Source organism: Anaerococcus lactolyticus S7-1-13 (assembly GCF_000758765.1).
Classification (GTDB): Bacteria; Bacillota; Clostridia; order Tissierellales; family Peptoniphilaceae; genus Anaerococcus; species Anaerococcus lactolyticus.
The window spans coordinates 98,940-120,423 of the sequence record NZ_JRMW01000043.1 but is presented as its reverse complement, the minus strand read 5'-3'; the positions used below and the strand labels follow the sequence as shown (position 1 = coordinate 120,423).

The 21,484-nt window shown below is 30.9% G+C and carries 17 protein-coding genes, 1 tRNA gene and 2 other RNA genes; 5 read left to right on the top strand and 15 right to left on the bottom strand.

Features of this window, described 5'->3' with window-relative positions; translation table 11 throughout:
* The first annotated feature begins 12 nt into the window (after positions 1–12).
* Positions 13–798 (top strand): NAD(+)/NADH kinase, encoded by a 786-nt coding sequence (locus tag HMPREF1630_RS08600; RefSeq protein WP_037328777.1) that lies wholly within the window; start codon positions 13–15, stop codon positions 796–798.
* On the opposite strand, the gene HMPREF1630_RS08595 is transcribed toward HMPREF1630_RS08600, so the two are convergent.
* The 9 genes from HMPREF1630_RS08595 to HMPREF1630_RS08555 form a co-directional block, all read right to left on the bottom strand.
* Entirely contained in the window at positions 799–2,319 is a 1,521-nt protein-coding gene (locus HMPREF1630_RS08595) for a peptidoglycan D,D-transpeptidase FtsI family protein (RefSeq protein WP_004827425.1), read from the bottom strand.
* Positions 2,309–3,577 carry an FtsW/RodA/SpoVE family cell cycle protein gene (locus HMPREF1630_RS08590; protein WP_081931897.1) on the bottom strand — a complete coding sequence of 423 codons (1,269 nt, stop codon included), beginning with the start codon at positions 3,575–3,577 and terminating at the stop codon, positions 2,309–2,311. The genes HMPREF1630_RS08595 and HMPREF1630_RS08590 overlap by 11 nt, the downstream gene beginning before the upstream one ends.
* Positions 3,567–4,070 carry an FHA domain-containing protein gene (locus HMPREF1630_RS08585; protein ID WP_037328773.1) on the bottom strand — a complete coding sequence of 168 codons (504 nt, stop codon included), beginning with the start codon at positions 4,068–4,070 and terminating at the stop codon, positions 3,567–3,569. The genes HMPREF1630_RS08590 and HMPREF1630_RS08585 overlap by 11 nt, the downstream gene beginning before the upstream one ends.
* Positions 4,071–4,170: 100 nt before the next feature.
* Positions 4,171–5,865: a phospho-sugar mutase gene (locus tag HMPREF1630_RS08580; RefSeq protein ID WP_037328771.1), complete on the bottom strand. Its 1,695-nt coding sequence runs from the start codon at positions 5,863–5,865 to the stop codon at positions 4,171–4,173.
* Positions 5,855–7,756 carry a type I pullulanase gene (gene pulA, locus HMPREF1630_RS08575; protein ID WP_052039420.1) on the bottom strand — a complete coding sequence of 634 codons (1,902 nt, stop codon included), beginning with the start codon at positions 7,754–7,756 and terminating at the stop codon, positions 5,855–5,857. Before pulA ends, HMPREF1630_RS08580 begins: the two co-directional genes overlap by 11 nt.
* A 1-nt stretch (position 7,757) precedes the next feature.
* On the bottom strand, positions 7,758–9,998 hold the full coding sequence (locus tag HMPREF1630_RS08570) for a glycogen/starch/alpha-glucan phosphorylase (protein ID WP_037328769.1): 2,241 nt from the start codon (positions 9,996–9,998) through the stop codon (positions 7,758–7,760).
* A gap of 5 nt (positions 9,999–10,003) precedes the next feature.
* Complete coding sequence (gene glgA / locus HMPREF1630_RS08565) at positions 10,004–11,434, bottom strand: glycogen synthase GlgA (protein WP_037328767.1); 1,431 nt, start codon at positions 11,432–11,434, stop codon at positions 10,004–10,006.
* Positions 11,434–12,561, bottom strand: a complete 1,128-nt coding sequence (gene glgD, locus HMPREF1630_RS08560; protein ID WP_037328766.1) for a glucose-1-phosphate adenylyltransferase subunit GlgD — start codon at positions 12,559–12,561, stop codon at positions 11,434–11,436. Before glgD ends, glgA begins: the two co-directional genes overlap by 1 nt.
* 1 nt (position 12,562) lies before the next feature.
* Complete coding sequence (locus HMPREF1630_RS08555; protein WP_037328764.1) at positions 12,563–13,696, bottom strand: glucose-1-phosphate adenylyltransferase; 1,134 nt, start codon at positions 13,694–13,696, stop codon at positions 12,563–12,565.
* Positions 13,697–13,842: 146 nt separating this feature from the next.
* On the opposite strand from HMPREF1630_RS08555, the gene ssrA reads away from it, so the two are divergent.
* Positions 13,843–14,198, top strand: a transfer-messenger RNA (tmRNA) gene (ssrA, locus tag HMPREF1630_RS09385).
* A gap of 167 nt (positions 14,199–14,365) precedes the next feature.
* On the opposite strand, the gene HMPREF1630_RS08550 is transcribed toward ssrA, so the two are convergent.
* Genes HMPREF1630_RS08550 through dnaX form a run of 4 tightly spaced genes read right to left on the bottom strand, consistent with a single transcriptional unit; the run spans position 14,366 to position 18,019 of the window.
* Positions 14,366–15,367 (bottom strand): ABC transporter substrate-binding protein, encoded by a 1,002-nt coding sequence (locus HMPREF1630_RS08550; protein WP_004827369.1) that lies wholly within the window; start codon positions 15,365–15,367, stop codon positions 14,366–14,368.
* The gene (recR, locus tag HMPREF1630_RS08545; RefSeq protein ID WP_004827368.1) at positions 15,360–15,965 is read right to left on the bottom strand and encodes a recombination mediator RecR; all 606 of its coding nucleotides are present in this window, start codon (positions 15,963–15,965) and stop codon (positions 15,360–15,362) included. The genes HMPREF1630_RS08550 and recR overlap by 8 nt, the downstream gene beginning before the upstream one ends.
* Positions 15,965–16,300 carry a YbaB/EbfC family nucleoid-associated protein gene (locus HMPREF1630_RS08540; RefSeq protein ID WP_004827367.1) on the bottom strand — a complete coding sequence of 112 codons (336 nt, stop codon included), beginning with the start codon at positions 16,298–16,300 and terminating at the stop codon, positions 15,965–15,967. Before HMPREF1630_RS08540 ends, recR begins: the two co-directional genes overlap by 1 nt.
* 9 nt (positions 16,301–16,309) lie before the next feature.
* Positions 16,310–18,019 carry a DNA polymerase III subunit gamma/tau gene (gene dnaX, locus HMPREF1630_RS08535; RefSeq protein WP_037328763.1) on the bottom strand — a complete coding sequence of 570 codons (1,710 nt, stop codon included), beginning with the start codon at positions 18,017–18,019 and terminating at the stop codon, positions 16,310–16,312.
* A gap of 103 nt (positions 18,020–18,122) precedes the next feature.
* Here dnaX and HMPREF1630_RS08530 point away from each other — a divergent pair.
* The 3 genes from HMPREF1630_RS08530 to cbpB all read left to right on the top strand — a co-directional run bounded on the left by HMPREF1630_RS08530 (position 18,123) and on the right by cbpB (position 19,036).
* Positions 18,123–18,214: transfer RNA gene (locus HMPREF1630_RS08530), tRNA-Ser, on the top strand.
* Positions 18,214–18,480, top strand: an RNA gene (gene ffs, locus HMPREF1630_RS09380) — signal recognition particle sRNA large type. Before HMPREF1630_RS08530 ends, ffs begins: the two co-directional genes overlap by 1 nt.
* Positions 18,481–18,571: 91 nt before the next feature.
* Complete coding sequence (cbpB, locus tag HMPREF1630_RS08525) at positions 18,572–19,036, top strand: cyclic-di-AMP-binding protein CbpB (RefSeq protein WP_004827365.1); 465 nt, start codon at positions 18,572–18,574, stop codon at positions 19,034–19,036.
* A 37-nt stretch (positions 19,037–19,073) separates the two neighbouring features.
* Here the strand turns inward: cbpB and HMPREF1630_RS08520 are convergent, their stop codons facing one another.
* Together HMPREF1630_RS08520 and HMPREF1630_RS08515 are read right to left on the bottom strand one after the other, a co-directional pair.
* Complete coding sequence (locus HMPREF1630_RS08520) at positions 19,074–20,729, bottom strand: GlgB N-terminal domain-containing protein (protein WP_037328761.1); 1,656 nt, start codon at positions 20,727–20,729, stop codon at positions 19,074–19,076.
* A 14-nt stretch (positions 20,730–20,743) separates the two neighbouring features.
* Positions 20,744–21,460 carry a glucosaminidase domain-containing protein gene (locus HMPREF1630_RS08515; RefSeq protein WP_037328760.1) on the bottom strand — a complete coding sequence of 239 codons (717 nt, stop codon included), beginning with the start codon at positions 21,458–21,460 and terminating at the stop codon, positions 20,744–20,746.
* Positions 21,461–21,484 lie beyond the last annotated feature (24 nt).

The window sequence follows — 21,484 nt, the reverse complement described above, 5'->3', positions numbered from 1 at the left end:
AAAGGATATGATATGACAAATATAATTAATATTTTTAAGAACAAATCTAGATATACAAATACTATTTTTCATAAGGTAAAAAACATATTACAAAGCAATGGGTATCAAGTTAGCACCCATTACAACAAAAACGCTTTTTTAAATCTTGTAATTGGTGGAGATGGAACATTTTTAAATGCCGTGCACCTTACTAATTTTTCACCTATTCCTTTTATTGGAATTAATACTGGCCATCTTGGTTTTTACCAGGAAATAGAAGTTGATATGCTTGATGAATTTGTAGCTGCTCTTTCAAAAAAAGAATACTCTATTGAAGAGCTAACAGTGCTTGAATCTAAAATAAATAACAAAAAAATTAATGCTATAAATGAAGTGGTTGTAAAATCAAGTAAAAACCAGATAATTAGGCTAAAAGTTTTTATTGATGGCAACTTCATTGAGTACTACTCAGGTGATGGCCTAATAATCTCTACCCCACATGGATCAACTGCTTATAATCTTTCAGCTAAAGGAGCAATCCTCCACCAGTCCCTCAACGGCTACCAGCTCACACCAGTAGCTCCAGTTTATTCAAACCTTAACAAGGCTTTAAAGTGCCCTGTTGTTCTACCCAATGATGCTAGTGTAGAAATTTCAGTTTCAAAAAGAGATAACTATCACACAGTTTTTATATTTGACGGAAAAGAATTTTTTACCCAAGACTATAAAATTAAGATTTGTGTTTCTCAAAACAAAATAAATAAGCTTATTCTCAATAAAAACCATTACTGGACTAATATTAAAAATAAGCTTATGTAATTAATTAAATGAAATTGTATTAAAAATGTCTCTAACGATTCTTCTTGCTAAAGGCGCAGCTACTTCACCACCTGTGCCTTGACTATCTTCAATAACGATAGCAAAAGCAATTTTGGGGTCATCTGCAGGAGCAAAGCCAACAAACCATGCATCTACTTTACCATCCGCCTTATCAGCAGTACCTGTTTTACCAGCAAGCTTTACCCAATCGATATAAGCCGCACTTCCTGTACCATTTCTTACTACTTCTACCATCAAATCTCTTATAGCATTTGCTGTAGTTTCACTAGTTGCCTTAGATAATATTTCATCTTCCGCTTCAAAGATAACGTCGTTTTCCTTATTGGTAATCTTATCCACAAGTCTTGGCTTCATCATAACTCCATTATTGGCAATAGCTGATGTAACCATAGCCATATGCAAAGGAGTAACCTGAGTTTTTCCATAACCAAAACCTGTCATAGCAAGGTCTGCTTGATTTAAATCCTTAAAAGGTATAACAGACTTATTTTTATCCAAATCAAATTCATAGTCTTTATTGAAAGCAAAATTCTCACTAGTTTTTGCTAATTTATCCCTACCTAATTTTACTGCTTTGTTGGCAAAATATGTGTTAGCAGAATTAATGAAAGCTGTCCTTAAATTCAAGCTACCAAATATTTGGTCTTCAAAGTTTTTTATTTCATAGCCTTGGACAATTTCACTTCCTTTATCATTGTAAGAAGTATTAATGTCATTATCTAAAATCGATGCAGAAGTAATAATTTTAAAAGTGGAACCCGGCCTATATAAACCTAAACAAGCCCTATTAATAAGCCTTCCATCGTCTGTTTGAATTAGATTATTCCAATCATCATCGAGACTATTTGGGTTAAAACTTGGTGTTGATACCATTGCTAAAACCTGTCCAGTTGTCGGATTCATGACTACACATGCCCCCTTGTGAGCACTAAGGTAGTTATAAACAATATTTTGAATATTTTGATCAACACTTAGATGAAGGTTATTTCCTGTATCCTTTTTTACAACCATCTTCCTGAATTGACTGAAGTTTTCTCCGCTAATCGCGAGTAGTTCTTTATTATAGGATTTTTCAATACCAGTTTTACCGTAAGTAGTTGAAGAATAACCTGTAATTGGAGCTGATGCTTCTGGATAATTATAAATTCTTACTTGCTTTCCAGATCCATCCTGTTTGCTAAATGCTAAAACATTTCCATTTTTATCGTATATACTTCCTCTTTTTACTAAATCTTCATTAAGCCAAAGTCTCCTATTATGAGAGTTTTCTGCTAAGGACTTTGCCTTAAATAGTTGAAAATAGACTAAATATAGGGTTAGGAACATAAACAAACAAACAAAAAATATCATAACAAATACCAATCTTTTGTTTAGGGTTGATTTGGATAAGACTTTTAATTGGTTATTTTCCTTATATCTTTGTTTTTCTTCAAGTTCCTTTATTTTGTCAATGAAACTTTTACCAGTAATTCTTTTTTTATTTTCTCTATTATCTGTCACTCTTGCCTCCTTCTTTTATTTCTTCCCCACAATATTGAAGGCATCCTAGGAGGATAAATCCAGATAACATTGATGAGCCTCCTTGACTAATAAATGGTAGGGTTACTCCTGTTAATGGAATAAGCTTAAGGACACCACCAAGAATGATGAAAGTCTGTAAGGCAAATAATATTCCTATACAAAAGGCTAGTACAGAATAAAATTTATTTTGTTGAGTTAAAGAAATCTTTAAAGCTCTATAGACGAGTATCATAAATAACAATACAACTCCTACACCCATAAAAACTCCCATTTCTTCGCAAATAGCTGAGAAAATAAAATCTGATTCTGCTACTGGAATATAGTCAGGCCTACCTAGACCAATACCAGTCCCAAATAAACCACCACTTGCGGTAGCAAATAAGGCTTGGGTAATTTGATAGCCTGTTGCATCTATGTCTGACCATGGGTCAAGCCAAGTTGAAACTCTAATCCTAACGTGTCCAAATAGAAAATAAGCAACGATAGAGCCTATTATCATAAAAAACATATTTATAAAAATAAGTTTCCTGTCTTTTTCATAAACAAATTGACTTAAAATTAAGACTCCAAAAAATATTAACGCAGTTCCCAAATCCTTTTGAAGAAATAAGAATCCTATGAATACATAAATCATAAAATTCATAAAATACCTTCCAAAGGGTTTTAGGCTAATTTGATTAAAATTAGTGTAAAAGCTTGCAATAAAAAAAGCAAGAGGGACCTTTATAAATTCTGAAGGCTGGATACTAAATTTATGTGCAACTATAATCCAGTTTTTTGCTCCATATAAATTGGTACCAAAAATCAATGTAAATATGAACAAAGCAATAGAAATGCCTGCGTAAAATAAAATAAATTTATCCCATTTCTTATAAGATTTTAAAATAAAATAAGTCATAAAAAATAGGATTACACCTACAATATAGATTTGCAATTGTCTTCTGCCAAGTTTTGGGTCAAGTCTATATATAATGGCTACCCCGATCGAAAATAACATATTTACAATCAAAAGCAAGATATTATCAGACTTTGTAAACCTATCTACCAAAAATGAAGTAAGCAAGGTTACAATAAGAATTGCTAGATAGGTATAAAAATCCATACTTGTTAAATTTTTAATATTAAATATCATAGCTAAAGACAAGGATAAAAACTCAAATAAAAATAAGTTTAAATTTGCTTTTGCTCTTGTAAGTATCATTGATTTTTCTAATTTATCAAAAGTTCTATTCATCATGATCACCTTGGACGAATAAGAATTTTAGAGAACCAAGTCTAATGATATCTCCAGATTTAAGCTCAATAGCATCTGTTATTTTTTCATCATTTAAGTAAGTTCCATTTGCAGATTTTAAATCTTCAAGAAAATACATACTTTCATCTTGTAAAATTCTAGCATGAAATTTTGACATATATTTATCATTTATGCTTATAGTATTTCTTGAATCACGGCCAATTGTATTATCCTCACCTATGAAATAATATTCCTGAACCATGAAACTAAAACCGTCATTAATATTTATTAATTTTAAATAAGTATCTGATTCTTGTTCCTTTTTTAAAGTAGTTCTAACATCGTAATATATTATTCTAATTATAGAGTAAATAAAATAGAAAACTACGAAAACAAAAATATACTTTAATATTGTCGATAATAATTGATATAAAGTTAAGCTTCCAAAAACATTAATTGAAAATACCTTATCAATAACGCTAAAAAATTTTTCCATATATTTATACTCCTTGGCTATATATTATGATATTTTAATGGAAATTCAAGTTTTCAAGAGAAAAATCTCAGGTTTCACCCTGAGATTTTAAATAAAAGTGTTATTTTATAGAGTCGATTAAACTTTCCATATACTTAACAATTGCATTTTTCTTCGCTAAAGCTTTATCCATAGAATCAGAAATTGCATTTACATAAATTTTTATTTTTGGTTCTGTGCCAGAAGGTCTTAAAGTCACCCATGAATCGTCGCTAAAGTAGCATTTTAATACATTAGATTTTGGAAGACCTGTCTCATCATTTTGATAATCTATGACTCTAGAAACCTCTTCCCCATTAATTTCTTTAATTGGATTTTCTCTAACTTCAGTCATTATTCTACCAATTCTTGCTTGACCATCAGCTCCTTCAAGCACAATAGAGACAACTTCATTAGAATAATAACCATGTTCCTTATAAATTTGTTCTATTACATCTAGGAGAGTTTTACCTTGTGATTTATAGTAAGCAGTCATTTCAGTTATCAACATAGCAGCTGTAACAGCATCCTTATCTCTTACGAAATCCTTATAATTGTAACCGATAGATTCTTCAAAACCAAAAACAAACTTTCCTGTATTATCTCTTTCAAGTTCATTTGCCTTGTCGTAAATATTTTTAAATCCTGTTAAAACATCGTATTTCTTAACACCATATTTTTTTACAATTGGCGCAATAAGGTCTGTAGTTACTATAGATTTAACCACAGCTGGATTTTTTGGGAAGTCTCCCTTAGCATCAAGTCCTGATAAAATATATTGGGTTAAGAGAGTTCCGATTAAATTGCCTGTCAAGAATTGATATTCACCGTTTTTATCTCTAACTTCTACCGCACATCTGTCAGCATCAGGATCTGTCGCAAGAAGTAAGTCAGCACCAACTTTTTTACCAAGTTCTTCTGAATACTTGAAGGCCTTTGGGTCCTCTGGATTTGGATAACCTACTGTAGTAAAATCAGGATCAGGATTTTCCTGTTCCTTTACAACATGGATATTAGTGAAATTTCTTTCTTTAAGAATTCTTCTTACTAGCTTATTGCCAGTGCCGTTTAATGGTGAATAAACAACACAGATATCCTTATCAATACCCTTATCATTGATAGAGCAGTCCAATATTAAGGACATATATTTTTCTATTACTTCATCTGGAACATATTCGATTATTCCTTCTTTTAAACCTTCCTCAAAATCCTTTCTTGGTATTTCGAAAAAGTCTGGATGATCGCCAATATAAGATAAAATTTTATTAGCTGTTTCGTCCATAATTTGGCTACCTTCTTCATTATAAGCTTTGTAACCATTGTATTCTCTAGGATTGTGAGAAGCTGTTACCATTACACCTGCTACACATCCAAGCTCACGAATAGTAAATGAACATACAGGGGTTGGCTCAATATCCTTATGAATATAAACTTTAATGCCATTAGCAGCAAATACTTCTGCTGCAATTTTAGAAAATTCTAGAGACTTATGTCTAACATCATAAGCTATAGCAACACCACGTTTTTTAGCCTCATCTCCACCTTCTGCAATTGCATCGGCAAAACCTTGAGTAGCTTGAGCAACCATGTACTTATTCATCCTATTAGTACCAGCACCAAGCTTGCCTCTTAAACCAGCTGTTCCAAATTTTAAAGACTGATAAAACCTATCTTTAATCTCGTCTTCATTATCCTTAATAGCTTCTAATTCTTTTCTAGTTTCCTCATCAAACCTGTCGTCCTTGTACCAAATTTCAAAATTTTTCTTATAATCCATAAGTATCTCCTATTTTATATACATTTACTGACAAAGATTCAAGACTTAAGCCGTCAGTCGCCTCTAAGCTTATTTTATTAATACCCTCTTTATCAAAAACCTTTACAATTTTTTTATCCTTGTTAACCTTAATATATTCGTCTAATATATTCCAACTTACAAACATATCATGTCCATTAGCATTTATAAGAACAATATACTTATTGTCTAGTATATATCCAATTAAACTATCTTCTAAACCTTCGATAAATTTAAGTCTGTTTTCTATCTCATCCTTACTAGTATATTTAAAGGCCTCAATATTTTTTCTCAATTCAATCAAATCTTTAGTATAATTGAAAATCTCGATGTTATTCTTTTTATCTTCCCATTTTATAGCATTTACTGAAAGTGGTGAATTATATGAGTTCGAGTCATTCTTTTTGCTATGGTTAAATTCATTTCCTTCATATATAAAGGGTTTGCCAAATGAAAGCATGATTATTCCCATAGCGAGTTTTATATATGAATTAATATTTCTAGTATCATCTAATGAAATAGCCAACTTATCATAAATAATTAAATTATCATGACAATTAAAATAATTGATTGTCTCAGCTGCATCATCTGCAAAGCCATCACCATTTCCATAATCAATTGAACCTCTTATTCCGGTTTCAATAGCATGTTTATTATAGAAAAGACCTTGTATATATCCTTTGCCGTAAGAATTTACATCGCCCTTAATAGCATCCCTAAAATCATCATTAAATACTCCAAAACCATTTGATTTTTGTTTACCTTTCCAGATTTGCTGGTCATAGTTTAGTGGCGAAGATAAAGCCATCCATGGTTCACCGTAAATAATAATATTAGGGTTTACCTTCCTTAATTCTCTGATTGCAATTCTTATTGTTTCAAGATCAATTAATGCCATCAGGTCGAATCTAAAACCATCTATCTTATACTCTTTAACCCAATGAATTAAGGAATCTATTATTAATTTTCTCACAAAAGGTTTTTCGCTTGCAAGTTCATTACCACAACCTGAACCGTTAGAAAAGCTATGGTCTGGATTTGTCCTATGATAGTATTGGGGAGCTAAGGTATTTAAGTTTGAATCAACAGTCTTAAAGGTATGGTTATAAACCACATCCATAATTACACCTATGCCCTTATCATGGAAGGCCTTGACCATTTGCTTAGCTTCTATTATCCTAGATTTAGGATTAGTTGGATCCGTTGAGTATGAACCTTCAGGTGCAAAATATAATTCAGGATCGTAACCCCAATTATAATTATCATCACAGAAAAATTTAGAATTATCCTCATCAACGCTTATAAAATCATACATTGGAAGGATTTGAACGTGTGTAACACCCAGGTCTTTAATATTATCAATTCCCGTTCTTACGCCTTTATATGACGTATTCATCTCTGCTAAACCTAAGAACTTACCCCTATTAAATACCCCACTTGATTTATCTGCTGTATAGTTTTTTACACTCAGCTCATAGATAATTGCTTCATTTTCTTTTATTTCTGGGATTTTGCTTTCCCTAAAGCCTTCTGGATCTGTATCCTCAAGGTTTACGATTGCAGAATACATAGAATTTATAGACGCTGAAAATGCGTATGGGTCTGTAACTTCATACTTATCTTCTACAATATAATTATAAAAATAACCATCGTAATCCCCTGCTAGGCTTATTGAAAATATCCCCATATCATCTTTTGACATCGGATAGGTTTTTCTTCTGACTTCTTTTATGTTATCAGTTATAACAAGGTCTATCTTATCCCTATCTGGTGCAAAAACTCTAAATGTTGTTAAATCTTTAGAATATATTGCTCCTAACTTAATTTTTTTAAGTTCCTTATAGCTAATGTTTTTCTTTTTAACTAAATTCATCCTATTTACTAATTACTTCATCCAATCTAAAATTATTTGCCCATATTATATTTTCTACTTGCCTTTTAGTCCATTTATCAATATCTAAATATTCATTCTCTATTTTACTTCTAGTATTTACTAGATCTTCAAGATCATAAAAAATCTTAAAAGAGTCGTTATACATCAAAAGCTGGTCATAGATAATTTTGAAATTATAAGGAAAATTATCATAAGATTCATTCAACAAATTATCAATTGTGAATTTAACTATTTCACTATTATAATAAAACTCATTTGCATTGTATGAGTTTTCAATATCTAATTTTTGAATTGTATCAAAATCTGCTCCAAAAGTGTAAAATGAATTACTTACATCAAGATTATCAATTATCCCACCCTTAGTAGATATAATATTTGACATATTAAAGATAGCATTTAGAATATGGAAATTCTGGTTGTCAAGAGTAGGCAAGGTTAAATTTGAGTAAATATCAACTGCAGGCAAGACTCGCTTTATTTTTTCCACATTTAGGTCTTCTACAAAGACAATTTTTATTTTTTCCCTAATAAATTTATCCTTATCTATCATTTTCTTTAGAGCAATGATAAATTTTATAGTCTCCTTCGCCATAAAGTAGCCTTCATTGGCCTTACCTGAAAATATATATGTTGTAGGTGTTAGCTTGAGATTGCTGTTATATTTAAGCATGTAATATTTATATGCAATAGCTAGGCAATTTAAAATCTGTCTTTTACTCTCATGCATAATAGATAATTGAACATCGTACATGGAATATGGATTTATAACATCTCCCAGACTATTTTCCACTATCTTCGCTAACCTGCATTTATTATTGTACTTTACTTTATCTAAATCTTTAAAAAAACTTTCGTTATTTTGTATTTTTTTGATTTTTTCAATTTTTTCATAAGCAAAAGAATTTATGCCATAATCTCTCAAAAGATTTGAAAGACCAACATTTGAAGATGATGAGTATAAAATTCTATCCGTTCCATAATTAAAATATGAATGATTAATGTCATTTTCTCTCGCTTCAGCGATAATTTTAGATAGGTAATTATAATCACCTGAAAGATATTTGTTAATATTTCTAAATGATACTTTACCATTTTTTATAATACTTAGTTCAGGAGAAATAATCTGAAGATTTTTTTGTATCTCAATAATCGCATCCTTAATCTCTGGGTTTATTCTTCGAATCATCTCAATATCATAATCTTCAACGCTATCGTCTGTTATTGAAAAAGCAACATGGTCAAAAACCATTCTTGACATATCAATTGCTTTTGACATCTCATATCCATATTCCCTTGTTAGAATTCGTATAAATTCAATTAGAGCTAGGCTTGGATGTATATCGTGACTGAAAATTTTAATATTATTTTCTATCCCCTTTATATTGCCATGCCTCTTGTTATGCCTCCTAAAGATATCTCTAATAGCTGAAACTGCATAAAAATATTCTTGTTTTAACCTTAGAAATTTACCTTCATATGTTGAATCATCAATATATAAAAATTTATTTATCGAAGAAATATTAATGTAATTATCATAGGCCTTAAGAAAATCTCCCCTGGTAAAATCTTCTATATTTATAGCATCTACGACTTCAGACTTAAAAAGTCTTAAGGTATTTACGAAATCTGCATTATCACTTAAAATCGGCATATCATATGCTATTGTTTTACTCTTTCTTCCATCTATTTCTAAAAGATAAGAAAAAGATTTTTTATGTTCCCAATTAGATCCTTGTTCTAACCAAAAATCAGAATATTCTACCTGCCTGCCATCAACAATCTTCTGCTTTAAATTTCCATTTTCATATCTTAAAGCATAAGCGACAGCACGTTTCTTTTGATTTGCTAATTCATTTATCAAGGCAGATGAACCAATACCAATATCACCTACTCCTAAATCAGCTTCTTTTTCGCAAGCAAGAATTTCATCAAAATCAAATCCTAATTCGTCAAGAGCTTCAATTATTTGATCTTTTATTTTAAGTCTATGTATATTCCTATCTATAAACTTTCCAGGTAAGTATTCAAAGGACAAAATATAATAGTCCTTATCATTTTCTAGATCTTTTGACTTGACCCAAGTCTTACCAATAACTTCCATTAAATACCTACATAAACAGTCATAAACTTCATTTACTCGAGCATTTTTCGTATTTTTCGCATAAAAAGAATACAAAAAACTTTGTATTCTTTTTACGATATATTCTTTATCTTTATTCATATTTTTTACGCCTTAATTTTTTCATAGAGGTCTAAGTATTTTTCTGACGACATTTCCCAGTCATTTTTTTGCTTCATTGCATTCATAACCAAATGCTTATGTGTTTCATTCTTATTCTTATAAACATCTATAGCATTTTTAGTTGTGAATAAAAGCTCATGCGCATTAATATTTGCAAAAGAATAACCAGTACCTTCGCCAGTATATTCATTATAAGGGATGACTGTATCTTTTAGACCTCCTGCTTCCCTTACAATTGGTAGAGATCCATAACGCATAGCGATCAATTGGCTAATTCCACAAGGCTCAGATATAGATGGCATTAGGTAAAAATCAGAACCTGCATATATTTCATGAGATTCTTTTTCATTATAGTAAATTCTTGCTGCCACCTTGTCAGGATACTTCCATTCGAAATATTTAAACATTTCTTCATAGGTGTAATCTCCTGTACCCAAGACAACTAATTGGATATCTTCTTGTAGCAATTCTTCCAATATATACCTTACAAGATCCATACCCTTCATCTCATTTAGCCTTGAAACTATACCAAATACTGGCACATCATCTCTCTGTGGGAGGTTATATAGTTTTTGTAATTCTTTTTTATTTATATACTTATCATTTATAGAATTCAAATCATAATTTTTTGCAAGATTTTTATCTGTAGCAGGATTCCAAACATCGTAATCTATTCCATTAACTATCCCATCTAACTTATAATTATATTCCCTTATAACACCATCAAGGCCCTCGCCGTAGAATGGATATTGGATTTCTCTTGCATAATTTTCAGAAACTGTATTTACATGTGTAGCATGGATAATTCCACCCTTCATGAAATTTATTGCGTCATAATATTTTAAGTCATTTTCATTAAAATATCTACCATCTAAACCTGCAAGAGCCATATAATCAGAATTAAATACCCCTTGGTATTTTAGGTTATGAATGGTAAAAAGAGTTCTTATATCTTCGTAATAAGAATCCCCTGTCCTAAAATCATTTACAAATACATTGACCATGGCTGTATGCCAATCGTTCGAATGGATGATATCAGGTTTGAAATTTATTTCCTTTGGCAAAAGTGTGCAAGCCTTTGAGTAGAAAATATATCTTTCCGCATCATCGTCATATCCATAAAGCCCATCTCTATCAAAATATTCAAGATTATCTATGAAATAATAAATAACACCATCCCATTCTAACTGGTATACTCCAGCGTATTGGTGTTTCCAATCAAGGTCAACATAAAATTCAGTAATTTTTTCCATTTTTTCGCGATAAGATGCACCAATACCCTTATGTAAAGGCATAACAACTCTAATATCTACACCTTTTTTCTTTAATTCTTTTGGAAGGGCTCCAGCAACATCTGCAAGCCCCCCTGTTTTTATGAATGGTACTGATTCACTTGTTAGAAAAAGTATATTCATTAATAACTCCTTTGGTCTAGTGATTCATTTTTACTTGTTACATATGGATTCGCCCTATTACCAAACAATCTTACATCATGACCAATTTCTGTCCCCTTATCAGTAATTACAAAGTTAAGTATTGCTCCATCACCAATAACAGAATCTTGGAAAATTATAGAATTTCTGATAATAGCACCCTTACCAATCTTAGCACCTCTAAATATAATAGAATTTTCTACTTCTCCTTCTATGATACCACCATTAGCTATCAAAGAATTTTTCACATTTGCATTCTTAGTATAAGATGTTGATGGTTCATCTTTTGATTTTGTATAAACAAGTCCATCTTCATAAAATAACTTATCAAAGGTTTCCTGATTTAGAAGTCTCATATTTACTTCATAGAAAGAGGTAAAATCTTTTATTATTTCAAATTCCTTATCTTGTCTATAAAAATCAATATTCAAATTACCTGGATAGGCAAAAATTGCAGACAAAAGTGAATTTGAAACATTTTCCTGCATAGCATGTCTTAAAACCTTTAAGAAAGATTCTTTCTTCATAATTAAAGAGCCCAAGAATAGATCAACTGTATCTGTTATACCCATGTTAATTCCTACTCCAGTTGGCTTACCATCATCATCAGAATTGATTATTGATTGGTCTAAGTATTCTCCATCCTTATCTGTAACTTTACTTGAAAGTATTAAACAGTCTATATCCTCATCTTTCATTTTTTCCATTGCATCTCTTATATCTTCCTTTATAATATACATTGGATTTTTGATATAAACATATTCAAACTCATGCTCTTGGAAATAGACAATAGTGTCATAGTAAGTCTCAATCTCACTTTTAGACCCTTTACTAGCAAGACCTACAGGGTTTATCATAAGACCACCATTTCTCCTATTTAATTCCCAACTTTTACCATTACCAATATGGTCAAGAGCAGATCTGAGCTTGCTTCCTGCGTACAATATTACTCTATTGATATCATAATTAGCAAGATTTGATAAGGCAAAATCTATTATCCTATATCTGCCACCAAAAGGCAACATAAAATCCGGTCTAAATTTGCATAAAGGCCCATAATTTGTTTCTTTAAAATTTGGACTATAAACTAAAGCAACAATCCTATCCATCCTATTCCTCCTCTATACCTTCGTTACTAACTAAATAAACTATATCATCATTTTCTTTTCCGATATCTTCTGTCAACACCATATTTTCTGCAACTACTGCATTATAGATTTTAGCTCCAGACTTAACCTTAACTCCATTTAATAAAACAGAATTATATACTTCAGCGCCTTTTTCAATTTCTACTTCAGAGAAAAGAACAGAATGATTAACCTTTCCATCAATTACACAAGCTTCGTTAACAAGAGTATCAGTTAATGTTGCATTTTTACCAAGTCTATGTGGAGGTAAGTTTAAGGACTTGGTATATATTCTCCAATTATCATCATAAATATCTAATTCGTTATCAGGATCAATTAAATCCAAGTTGGCTTGCCAGAAACTTCTAACTGTTCCAACATCCTTCCAGTATCCATCAAACTTATATACATAGAGCGGTGAACCTTGATGTAACATTTTCGGAATTATATCATGTCCAAAATCATTTGTAGATTCTTTATTTTCGTAATCTTCTATTAATTCCTTCCTCAAAACCTTCCAATTGAATACATAAATACCCATTGAAGCAAGATTTGATTTTGGATTTGCAGGTTTTTCTTCAAATTCTACAATCTTGTCATCGTCATCAGTATTCATAATACCAAAACGGCTAGCCTCTTCCCATTCCACTTGCATTACTGCAATTGTACAATCAGCTCCTTTTTGCTTGTGCACATCAAGAAGCTCCCTATAGTCCATCTTATAAATATGGTCACCTGATAAAATGAGAACGTATTCAGGATTAACTTCGTCTAAATAATTAATATTTTCATAAATAGCTGAAGCTGTACCCTCAAACCATCTACCACCTGATTCAGTATAATAAGGAGTAAGAATTCTTAAACCTCCAAAATTCCTATCATAATCCCAAGCTGCACCAATACCAAGGTGTTCGTTAAGAAGTTGAGGTTTATATTGAGTTAAGACTCCTATATCTTTAATTTCACTATTTGTTGAATTACTAAGGGCAAAATCTATAATGCGGTATTTCCCTCCAAATGGAACTACCGGTTTAGCCATCTCCCTTGTCAATGCTTTAAGTCTAGAACCTTGACCTCCTGCCAAAAGCATTGCTGCAGTATTATTTGCGTTTCTCATAAGCCCTCCTGTTTATATAATAATTGTCTTCATATATATACCCATATATAGGATTTATATTCTAGAAAACCTTTTCTTATCTTATATTTTATCACGAATTCCATCATTTTGACAAGGCTTTTATAATTAGTATAATTACCCTATATGGGGATGCCATGGTTTCGACGTGATTGAAGAAGCTTAGGCTGCAGGTCGTATATCAAAACGTAAATTGATAATTAAATATAAACGCAAACAATAATAGCGAAGCAAACTTCGCACTAGCTGCCTAGTAATAGGACAAGCAATAAATATTAGGTCCGTCGCAGACTTAATATTTGTTTTATAATCTAGCGACAACTGGTATATCAAAGCTTTGCGATATATCTAGTACTATGAAGCTAGCATAAAAATTTTTTGTAGATTTTTGATTTTTTATGCAAATTTAAAAGATCTAATAAGCTTGTAGATGCCTTCGGTGATGCTTTCACGGACAAGGGTTCGAGTCCCTTCATCTCCACCAATTTAAATATAGGATTAAAAGGTGTAAATTTAGACCTTTTAAAAATCACGAATGATAAGAAGCGTAGCGATATTTATAAGAATCGTAACAAAATTCGTAACAAATTAAAATGGAGGCGACTTGCCTCCATTTTAATTTGTTGCTATTTAATTATCGGACCAAAAATTTCACTTGATATTATAATATAAATCGTCTGTTGGTCTTTTGCCTGAAAATATGTTGCTATCAAGATTTTCAAGCTTGTCCATGTATATTTCAAAAACTCCCGACATAGTATCAGAATCTATGTAGGTATTTTCCATCGATTTATATATTTTAATTGCTTCCTCATTTGTTATATCATAATTATTTATGATGCTTTGTGATAAAACAGTATTGGAATCTATTGATTGCTGAGCTTTTTTATAATCTGATAGAAATTTATCAACACTTTTTTTGTTGTCCATAAGAAAATTTTTATTAACTATTATAACTTCTGATAAGAAATCTCCATTCGAATCAACCTTAGAATTAGGTAGCATTGAGATGGCTTTATTTGCATCAAAAGAATAGTAATTTTTCTTTGCTAAAGCTTTGGAATAGTATGGTTCAGAAAGAATTGCCAAGATATTATTAGCAGAATCTAAATTTTTAACCAATTCTTTTTGGCTATAATAAAATTCTGTATTTATTCTCATCAAAGTCTTAACAAATCCCAACTTTGTATCAATTAACCTGTTCATTGAATCGTTTAATTCTGGCACCATAATTGTTTTTCCTGCCATATCCTTTGGACCATTAATTTGTTTATCACTGATAATATGTAGATTATTCACACCTGTTATTGCAGCAAGCTTAATGTTGCCATCAGTCTTATTATATAAATCTACTACCTGATATGCAGGTACAATAGCTATATCAAAATCCAGCGACTCAATTTGTGTAAGATTGTTAATTTTAGTAGTTTCATAAGTATTTTCGCTATCTTTGCTTAATTCATCCAATACAATATCGGAAGCAAAAGTTGCAGATTTGATATCTATCTTATTAAGTATTGGCTTTTTATTAACTTCAATAACTTCTTTTTCAATTTTATCGATTTTGTCTGATTTCTTATTTTTAAATAATAAGCATCCACTTAATAATAAAATCGGGATAATTATCAATAACAATTTTTTTATCTTATTCACTTACGTCTCTCCTGTCTTCCAGAGCTCTTTCTAGAGTGAGTTGATCAAAATATTCTAGATGAGAACCAACTGGAATGCCTTGAGCGATTTTTGAAATTTTAATATTTCTTCCCTTTAGAAGGTTGGTAATAAAAAGTATTGTTGTCTCGCCTTCTATAGTTGATGATATAGCCAGGATAATTTCCTTTATATCTTCAGTATCTAACCTTTTTATTAGTTTATCTATATTTAACTTATCAGGACTAATGTCATCTGATGGCGAGATAAGTCCACCCAAGACATGGTATTTCCCTCTATAGGCACCTGACTTCTCGATTGCTATAAGATTTCTCACATCTTCGACAATGCAAAGATATTCATCATCTCTAGTAAAATCTTTACAAATGTTGCAAGTATCTTCTTCAGTTAGATTTCCACAAATTTTGCAGTGGTGAATTCTTTTTTTTACTTCAATTAAAGATTTTGAAAAGTCTTCTACACTTTTAGCATCTTCGTCAACTATACTCATAGCAAGTCTTTCAGCGCTCTTCCTGCCTATAGTTGGTAATTTTTGAAATTGTTCTATTAAATTATTTAGTGATTCAGGTAATATTGCCATTACATTAAACCAGGAATATTAATTCCACCAGTTAATCTACCCATATTATCTTCATTAAATTTATCTGCTTGGCTTGCTGCATCATTTATCGCAACCATTATTAAATCTTGAAGCATCTCAACATCATCAGGATCAACAACATCAGGGTTTATTTTTATAGATGTTACAACCTTTTTGCCTGTCACAGTTGCCTCAACAACGCCACCGCCAGCAGAAGATGTAAATTCTTTTTCTTCTAGCTCTTGTTGAGCCTTTTCCATTTCCTCTTGCATCTTCTTAACTTGCTTCATCATATTATTCATATTTGGCATTCCGCCTCTAAAATTTCTAGCCATTTCTTCCTCCTATTTTATACTTAATTCTTCATCAAAGATTTTTTTTAATTTATCTATTGTTTGGCTTTGCTTAGAATCTCTTTCTATATTTTCTGCTTCTTTACTATCTCTAGTTTCAAGAAAAAAACTTATATCTTTATTTAAAATAGCTGATAGCTTTTCACTTATTTCGTCAATTTTAGTTTCTATAAAAATCCTATAAAACTCGTCTTTAATTATAAGCACAAAATCAGAACCATTATACTCATAATTAAAACCTTCATCGTTAAAAATAGTATTTAACATAGTTCCAGAAGTCGAAACCACCATTTCTCTAATATCGTGCATCAAGTGTGGATCAATACTTATGGATTTTGAAGATTCTTTATCTTCACTTATATCATTTCCATCTTTACCTTCACTTATATCATTTCCAATTGAAGTTTTAGTGACAATTTCTCCTACATTTGAAATGTGATTATCAACAACATCATCAGACTTGTTTGGACCAATCTCTTCAAGATCATAAGTTCTATCGTGCTTACTTGTGACAGGATTAAAATTTTCCAACCTCACATTAATAATGCTATTAATAGTATCAACTATATTTGAATGGTCTAATCTTTCAAGTTTTTCAACCCTTGATCTTAGACTATTTGTATCAACAGTATCAATTAACCTTAAAACTAAAACCTCACTTAAAATGTCTGTGTTAGATGAATTATTGATTTTTATGCAATAATCATTTAATACATCTAAACTAGTTAAAATCCTATCTAAGCTTATTTCATCAACCTTTTCTTTTAGGAAATTTAGCCTATCTTGGTTTTCAAAATCCATGTCATCTCCACTGACTTTCAAAACCATTAAGTCCCTATAGAAATTTATAAGAGAATCAACTATATCAAGATTTGACTTACCGTCATTTCTTATATCCAATAAATCATTTAAACTTTGCCTTTGGTCTTTTACAATAATGCTATTCACAAGTTTATTAATCTTCTCGAAGCCAACAGAACCTAGAATAAACTCAACATCCTTAAGCATAAATTCTTTTTTATCAAAAGATAAAACTTGATCTAAAATGCTCAAGGCATCCCTCATAGCGCCCTTAGCCTTTGTAATTATAAGGTCAATAGCTTCATTTTCCATCTTAACATTTTGGTCCTTAAGAATTATATTAATCTGCTCTTTTATTTTTGATGAGTCAATTTTATTAAACTCGAATTTTTGGACCCTAGATAAAATAGTTTTTGGAATTTTATCAATCTCTGTAGTTGCTAAGATAAATACCAAGTGCTTAGGAGGTTCTTCCATGATTTTTAAAAGAGCATTGAAAGCTTCTCTTGTAATCATATGGGCCTCATCTATTATGTAGACCTTATATTTAAGATTTGCAGGTGGATAAATAACATTATCTCTAAGATTTCTAATATCATCTATACGTCTATTACTAGCCGCATCCATCTCCACAACATCAAGGCTTGTTTCTTCTTCTATTGCCCTACAATTTTCACATTCAAGACAAGGAGATCCATCTTTAGGATTTAAGCAATTAATTGCTTTTGCAAAAATCTTTGCCGCAGATGTTTTACCGCAACCCCTTTCTCCAGCAAATAAGTAAGCATGAGAAAAGTTTTTATTTTTTATTTGATTTTTTAATACATTAATGACCTTATCTTGACCAAGGACTTGTTCAAAAACTTTTGGTCGATATTGTCTATATAAAGCTTTAGTCATAGCCTTCCTTTCTACCTAATAATTATACCACAGTTTCGAATTTTTAATGAATTTTTTCTTTTGCAATGCAAATAAACTATGGTATAGTAAGTTATTGTAATATGGAGAGCTGTCCGAGTGGTTGAAGGAGCACGATTGGAAATCGTGTATACAGTTTTTCATGTATCATGGGTTCAAATCCCATGCTCTCCGCCATGCACTAGACGGGGAACTAGCGGTGCCTTGTAACCTGCAATCCGCTATAGCAGGGTTTAAGTCCCAATGGAGGACTTTTAGCAAAATAAAAGATTATGATTACTAGTGTTGATTGATAGATCTTACGCAACATAAGACTGTGAACCATGTCAGGAGGGGAACCTAGCAGCATTAAGCAGACCCTTGTGTGTGCCGTAAGGCCACCTAGCATGAGCTAGAAATCTTAGACCCTATATTTTACTAATCGTTCGATATTGGGTGTGCTTACATATAACTCCAAGTTTATCTTGGAGTTTTTTTATACTCAAAATAAGATTTATGTTATAATAAAATTAGATAAAATATGAGGAGCTTATTTTGATAGGAAAAAAATTTGCCAAACTTTTTAATAGACCAACCGCCAACCTAATGTTGCCTGCTAGTCAAGTAGCTGTTGTAAATGAAAATGACTCCTTGCTTCATGCAAGCCTTGTATTGTCAAGCTCAGGTTATCAAATTATTCCTGTAATTGATGATAATAACTGCATACGTGGTTTAATCTCAATACCACAAATTGTAAAAAATTTTGATAACATATCAATTTTTAATGAAGAAAAACTAGCAGCCCATACAGTTAAGGAAGCTATGAACCAGGTTGTACCAATATTATTTGATAATTATGAATTAGAAGATGTAATTTCACTTCTAATAGACAATAACTTTGTTTGTGTAACAATGAAAAATGGATATTTTTTAGGAATAATACCCAGAAAAGTTGTTCTTGAAAGATTTACCCAAGTGGCTCACAATATTGAAAGAGAATATAAACTCATAGAAAAATAACAAGGAATAAGTCTTCCTTGTTATTTTAAATTTATATTTATTTAATTTTAAAGATCGCAGAACCAAAAGGTTCGATTCTAATCTCTTCGCCTATTATAATTTTACCATTTACATTACCTGTACCCTCATACTTTAAATTATTTGTATTAATTATTTCTTCAAGATTATAAGGGCTATTTATTTCATATCCTATATCTGTGAAATTAACAACTACCAAATATTTCTCATTTTTATAGGTTCTTTCATAGGCGTAAATGCTATAACCATCGACATCTAAAACTTTAATACTAGACTCATCTTCACATAAGGCTTTGGTATTTAAGAAAATTTTCGCCAAGTCCTTATAATATTGATTAAAATTTTTATTTATAATCTCACTAACATCAAAATTATTATAAATCGAAAATGTCCTCATATCAGCAAGCTCGTCACCCATAAAAATAAACTTAGATGACTTTAAAGTCATTAAAAATGTAAATAAAGATTTAAGTTGGGAAATCTTTTTATCATCAGAAAACATCTTCATTGCAAGATTTGCTTCATTAAGGTAACTATCAACATAAGAAAACCCTAATACTTTTTTTGAATTGCCATTTTTTATAAGGTTATTAATATAAGTTTGATAGCATGCCCTTTCTATAGGCTGCCTTTGAAAAACTTCGACAATATTTCTAAGTTCACTATCAAAAATCAAATCAAACCCTAAATCAAATTCCTCATATACTCCATTTATGCCCGCAATTGAATAAGATTTATTTTGCCTTATTAAATCGTTAATTTCTCGTATCAATTCAAGCCAAGAATTATTAACTCCCCTATTTTTATCACCTTGCCAGTAAATCATATTTTCTGCAGAGGAAAAATAAATACCGTCAATTCTTAGTTCTTTTACATAATAATTTACAAGTGATAATAGGTAGGACTTTACAAAATTTTTGCCAGGGTCAAAATTTATAGAACCATAATAATTGTATTTTATATTATCATAGTCATAATTATAAAGATTTGTTCCATCAAACTTGTCTAAACCTAAAAAATCAGGGTCAAATTCGGCTATATCAAGTTCTACAATAATTCCAAGCTTATTCTTATGAAGTATATCTATAAAATATTTAAAATCATCAAGACTTCCATACCTTTCTGAAAAAGCAAAAAGTCCCAAAGAAGAATATCCCATCTGCTTGTAATTTTTATATTCACTTACTGGCATTATTTGCACATGGGTAAAATTATTATCTTTTATGTGATTAACAAGTTTTTCATAAACTTTTTTCTTATCTTCCTTGTCCCTAAACAAAGATCCAAGGTGGACTTGGTAAATATTTTTTGGTTTTTGACTTATTTTCTTATACTTAAACTTATAAGCAGAATTGTCTATAACTGTTAATCCCTCTTCCAAACATATTTTTTTAGAATAAGGGTCTAATTTTTTATAAAAATTACCTTCCACATCTTCTATAAGATATTCATAACGGTCACCCTCATTTACTTGGTTAAATGTTATGGAGAAAACACCTGTTTGGTATTTTCTAAGAGAACTCTTTTCCCAATTGTTAAAGTCACCTGCTATATAAACATTTTTGGCTTCTGGTGCAAGTACTCTAAAAATATAATCCTTAGCCTTTCTTTTATGAGAGCCAAAAAATTCAAATCCATCTTGAGATTTTCCATCAAGATAATCTCTTGTATTCATTACTTATCCTTTCTCTATCTCTGTTCATATTCTTCATAGCTACTAATCATTGCTCTTGTAACTTCAATCATCATCCAGTCAACTTTTTTTGACCAATCAGGATCAGTTGCATAAAGCTTGCCAATACCATTTGTAGATATACCATTATAAAACTTGCCATCTTCGTTTAAGTATTCATTCTTCAAATGTTTAGCAACTGTAAATATAGAGGCTCTTTCATTTGTAAAATCTGTTGCTAAATTGTAAGGGTCGTGGTCAACTGCATTGAATCCAAATAAATTTTTCTTTTTTAGAAAAAGCTCACTTGTTCCATTACCTGTTTCATGCTTAGCCATAGCCATAAGTAGGATTGGATTTACTCCCTCTTCCTCACTTGCATCCTTAAAGTCTTTTTGAAGGCCTAGTAAGTTTGTACCAGCAAGCCCCCAGCCTAATTCTTCGCTAGAAAACTGAGTTGGGTTTAGGGGATAAAAATCATTTTTATCTGCAATTTTTTCAGAACCCTTTTTCGTAAATTCGTCTAAATCTTTTTTTAACTTATCAAACCTTATATCTCTCATGTCTTTTAAATTCATGGCTTCTTCTGAAATCTGCTTTAAGCCTAATAAGAGGGTATCCCTTCTGTTTACCTTAGCTTCGTCTGCAAAAGATATATTTGATAATGCAAAAAAAGGTAAAATTAAAAGCATCAAGAATATAAAATTACTAATCAATTTCTTTTTATATACCATAAGTCTCCCTTATATATAAAATAT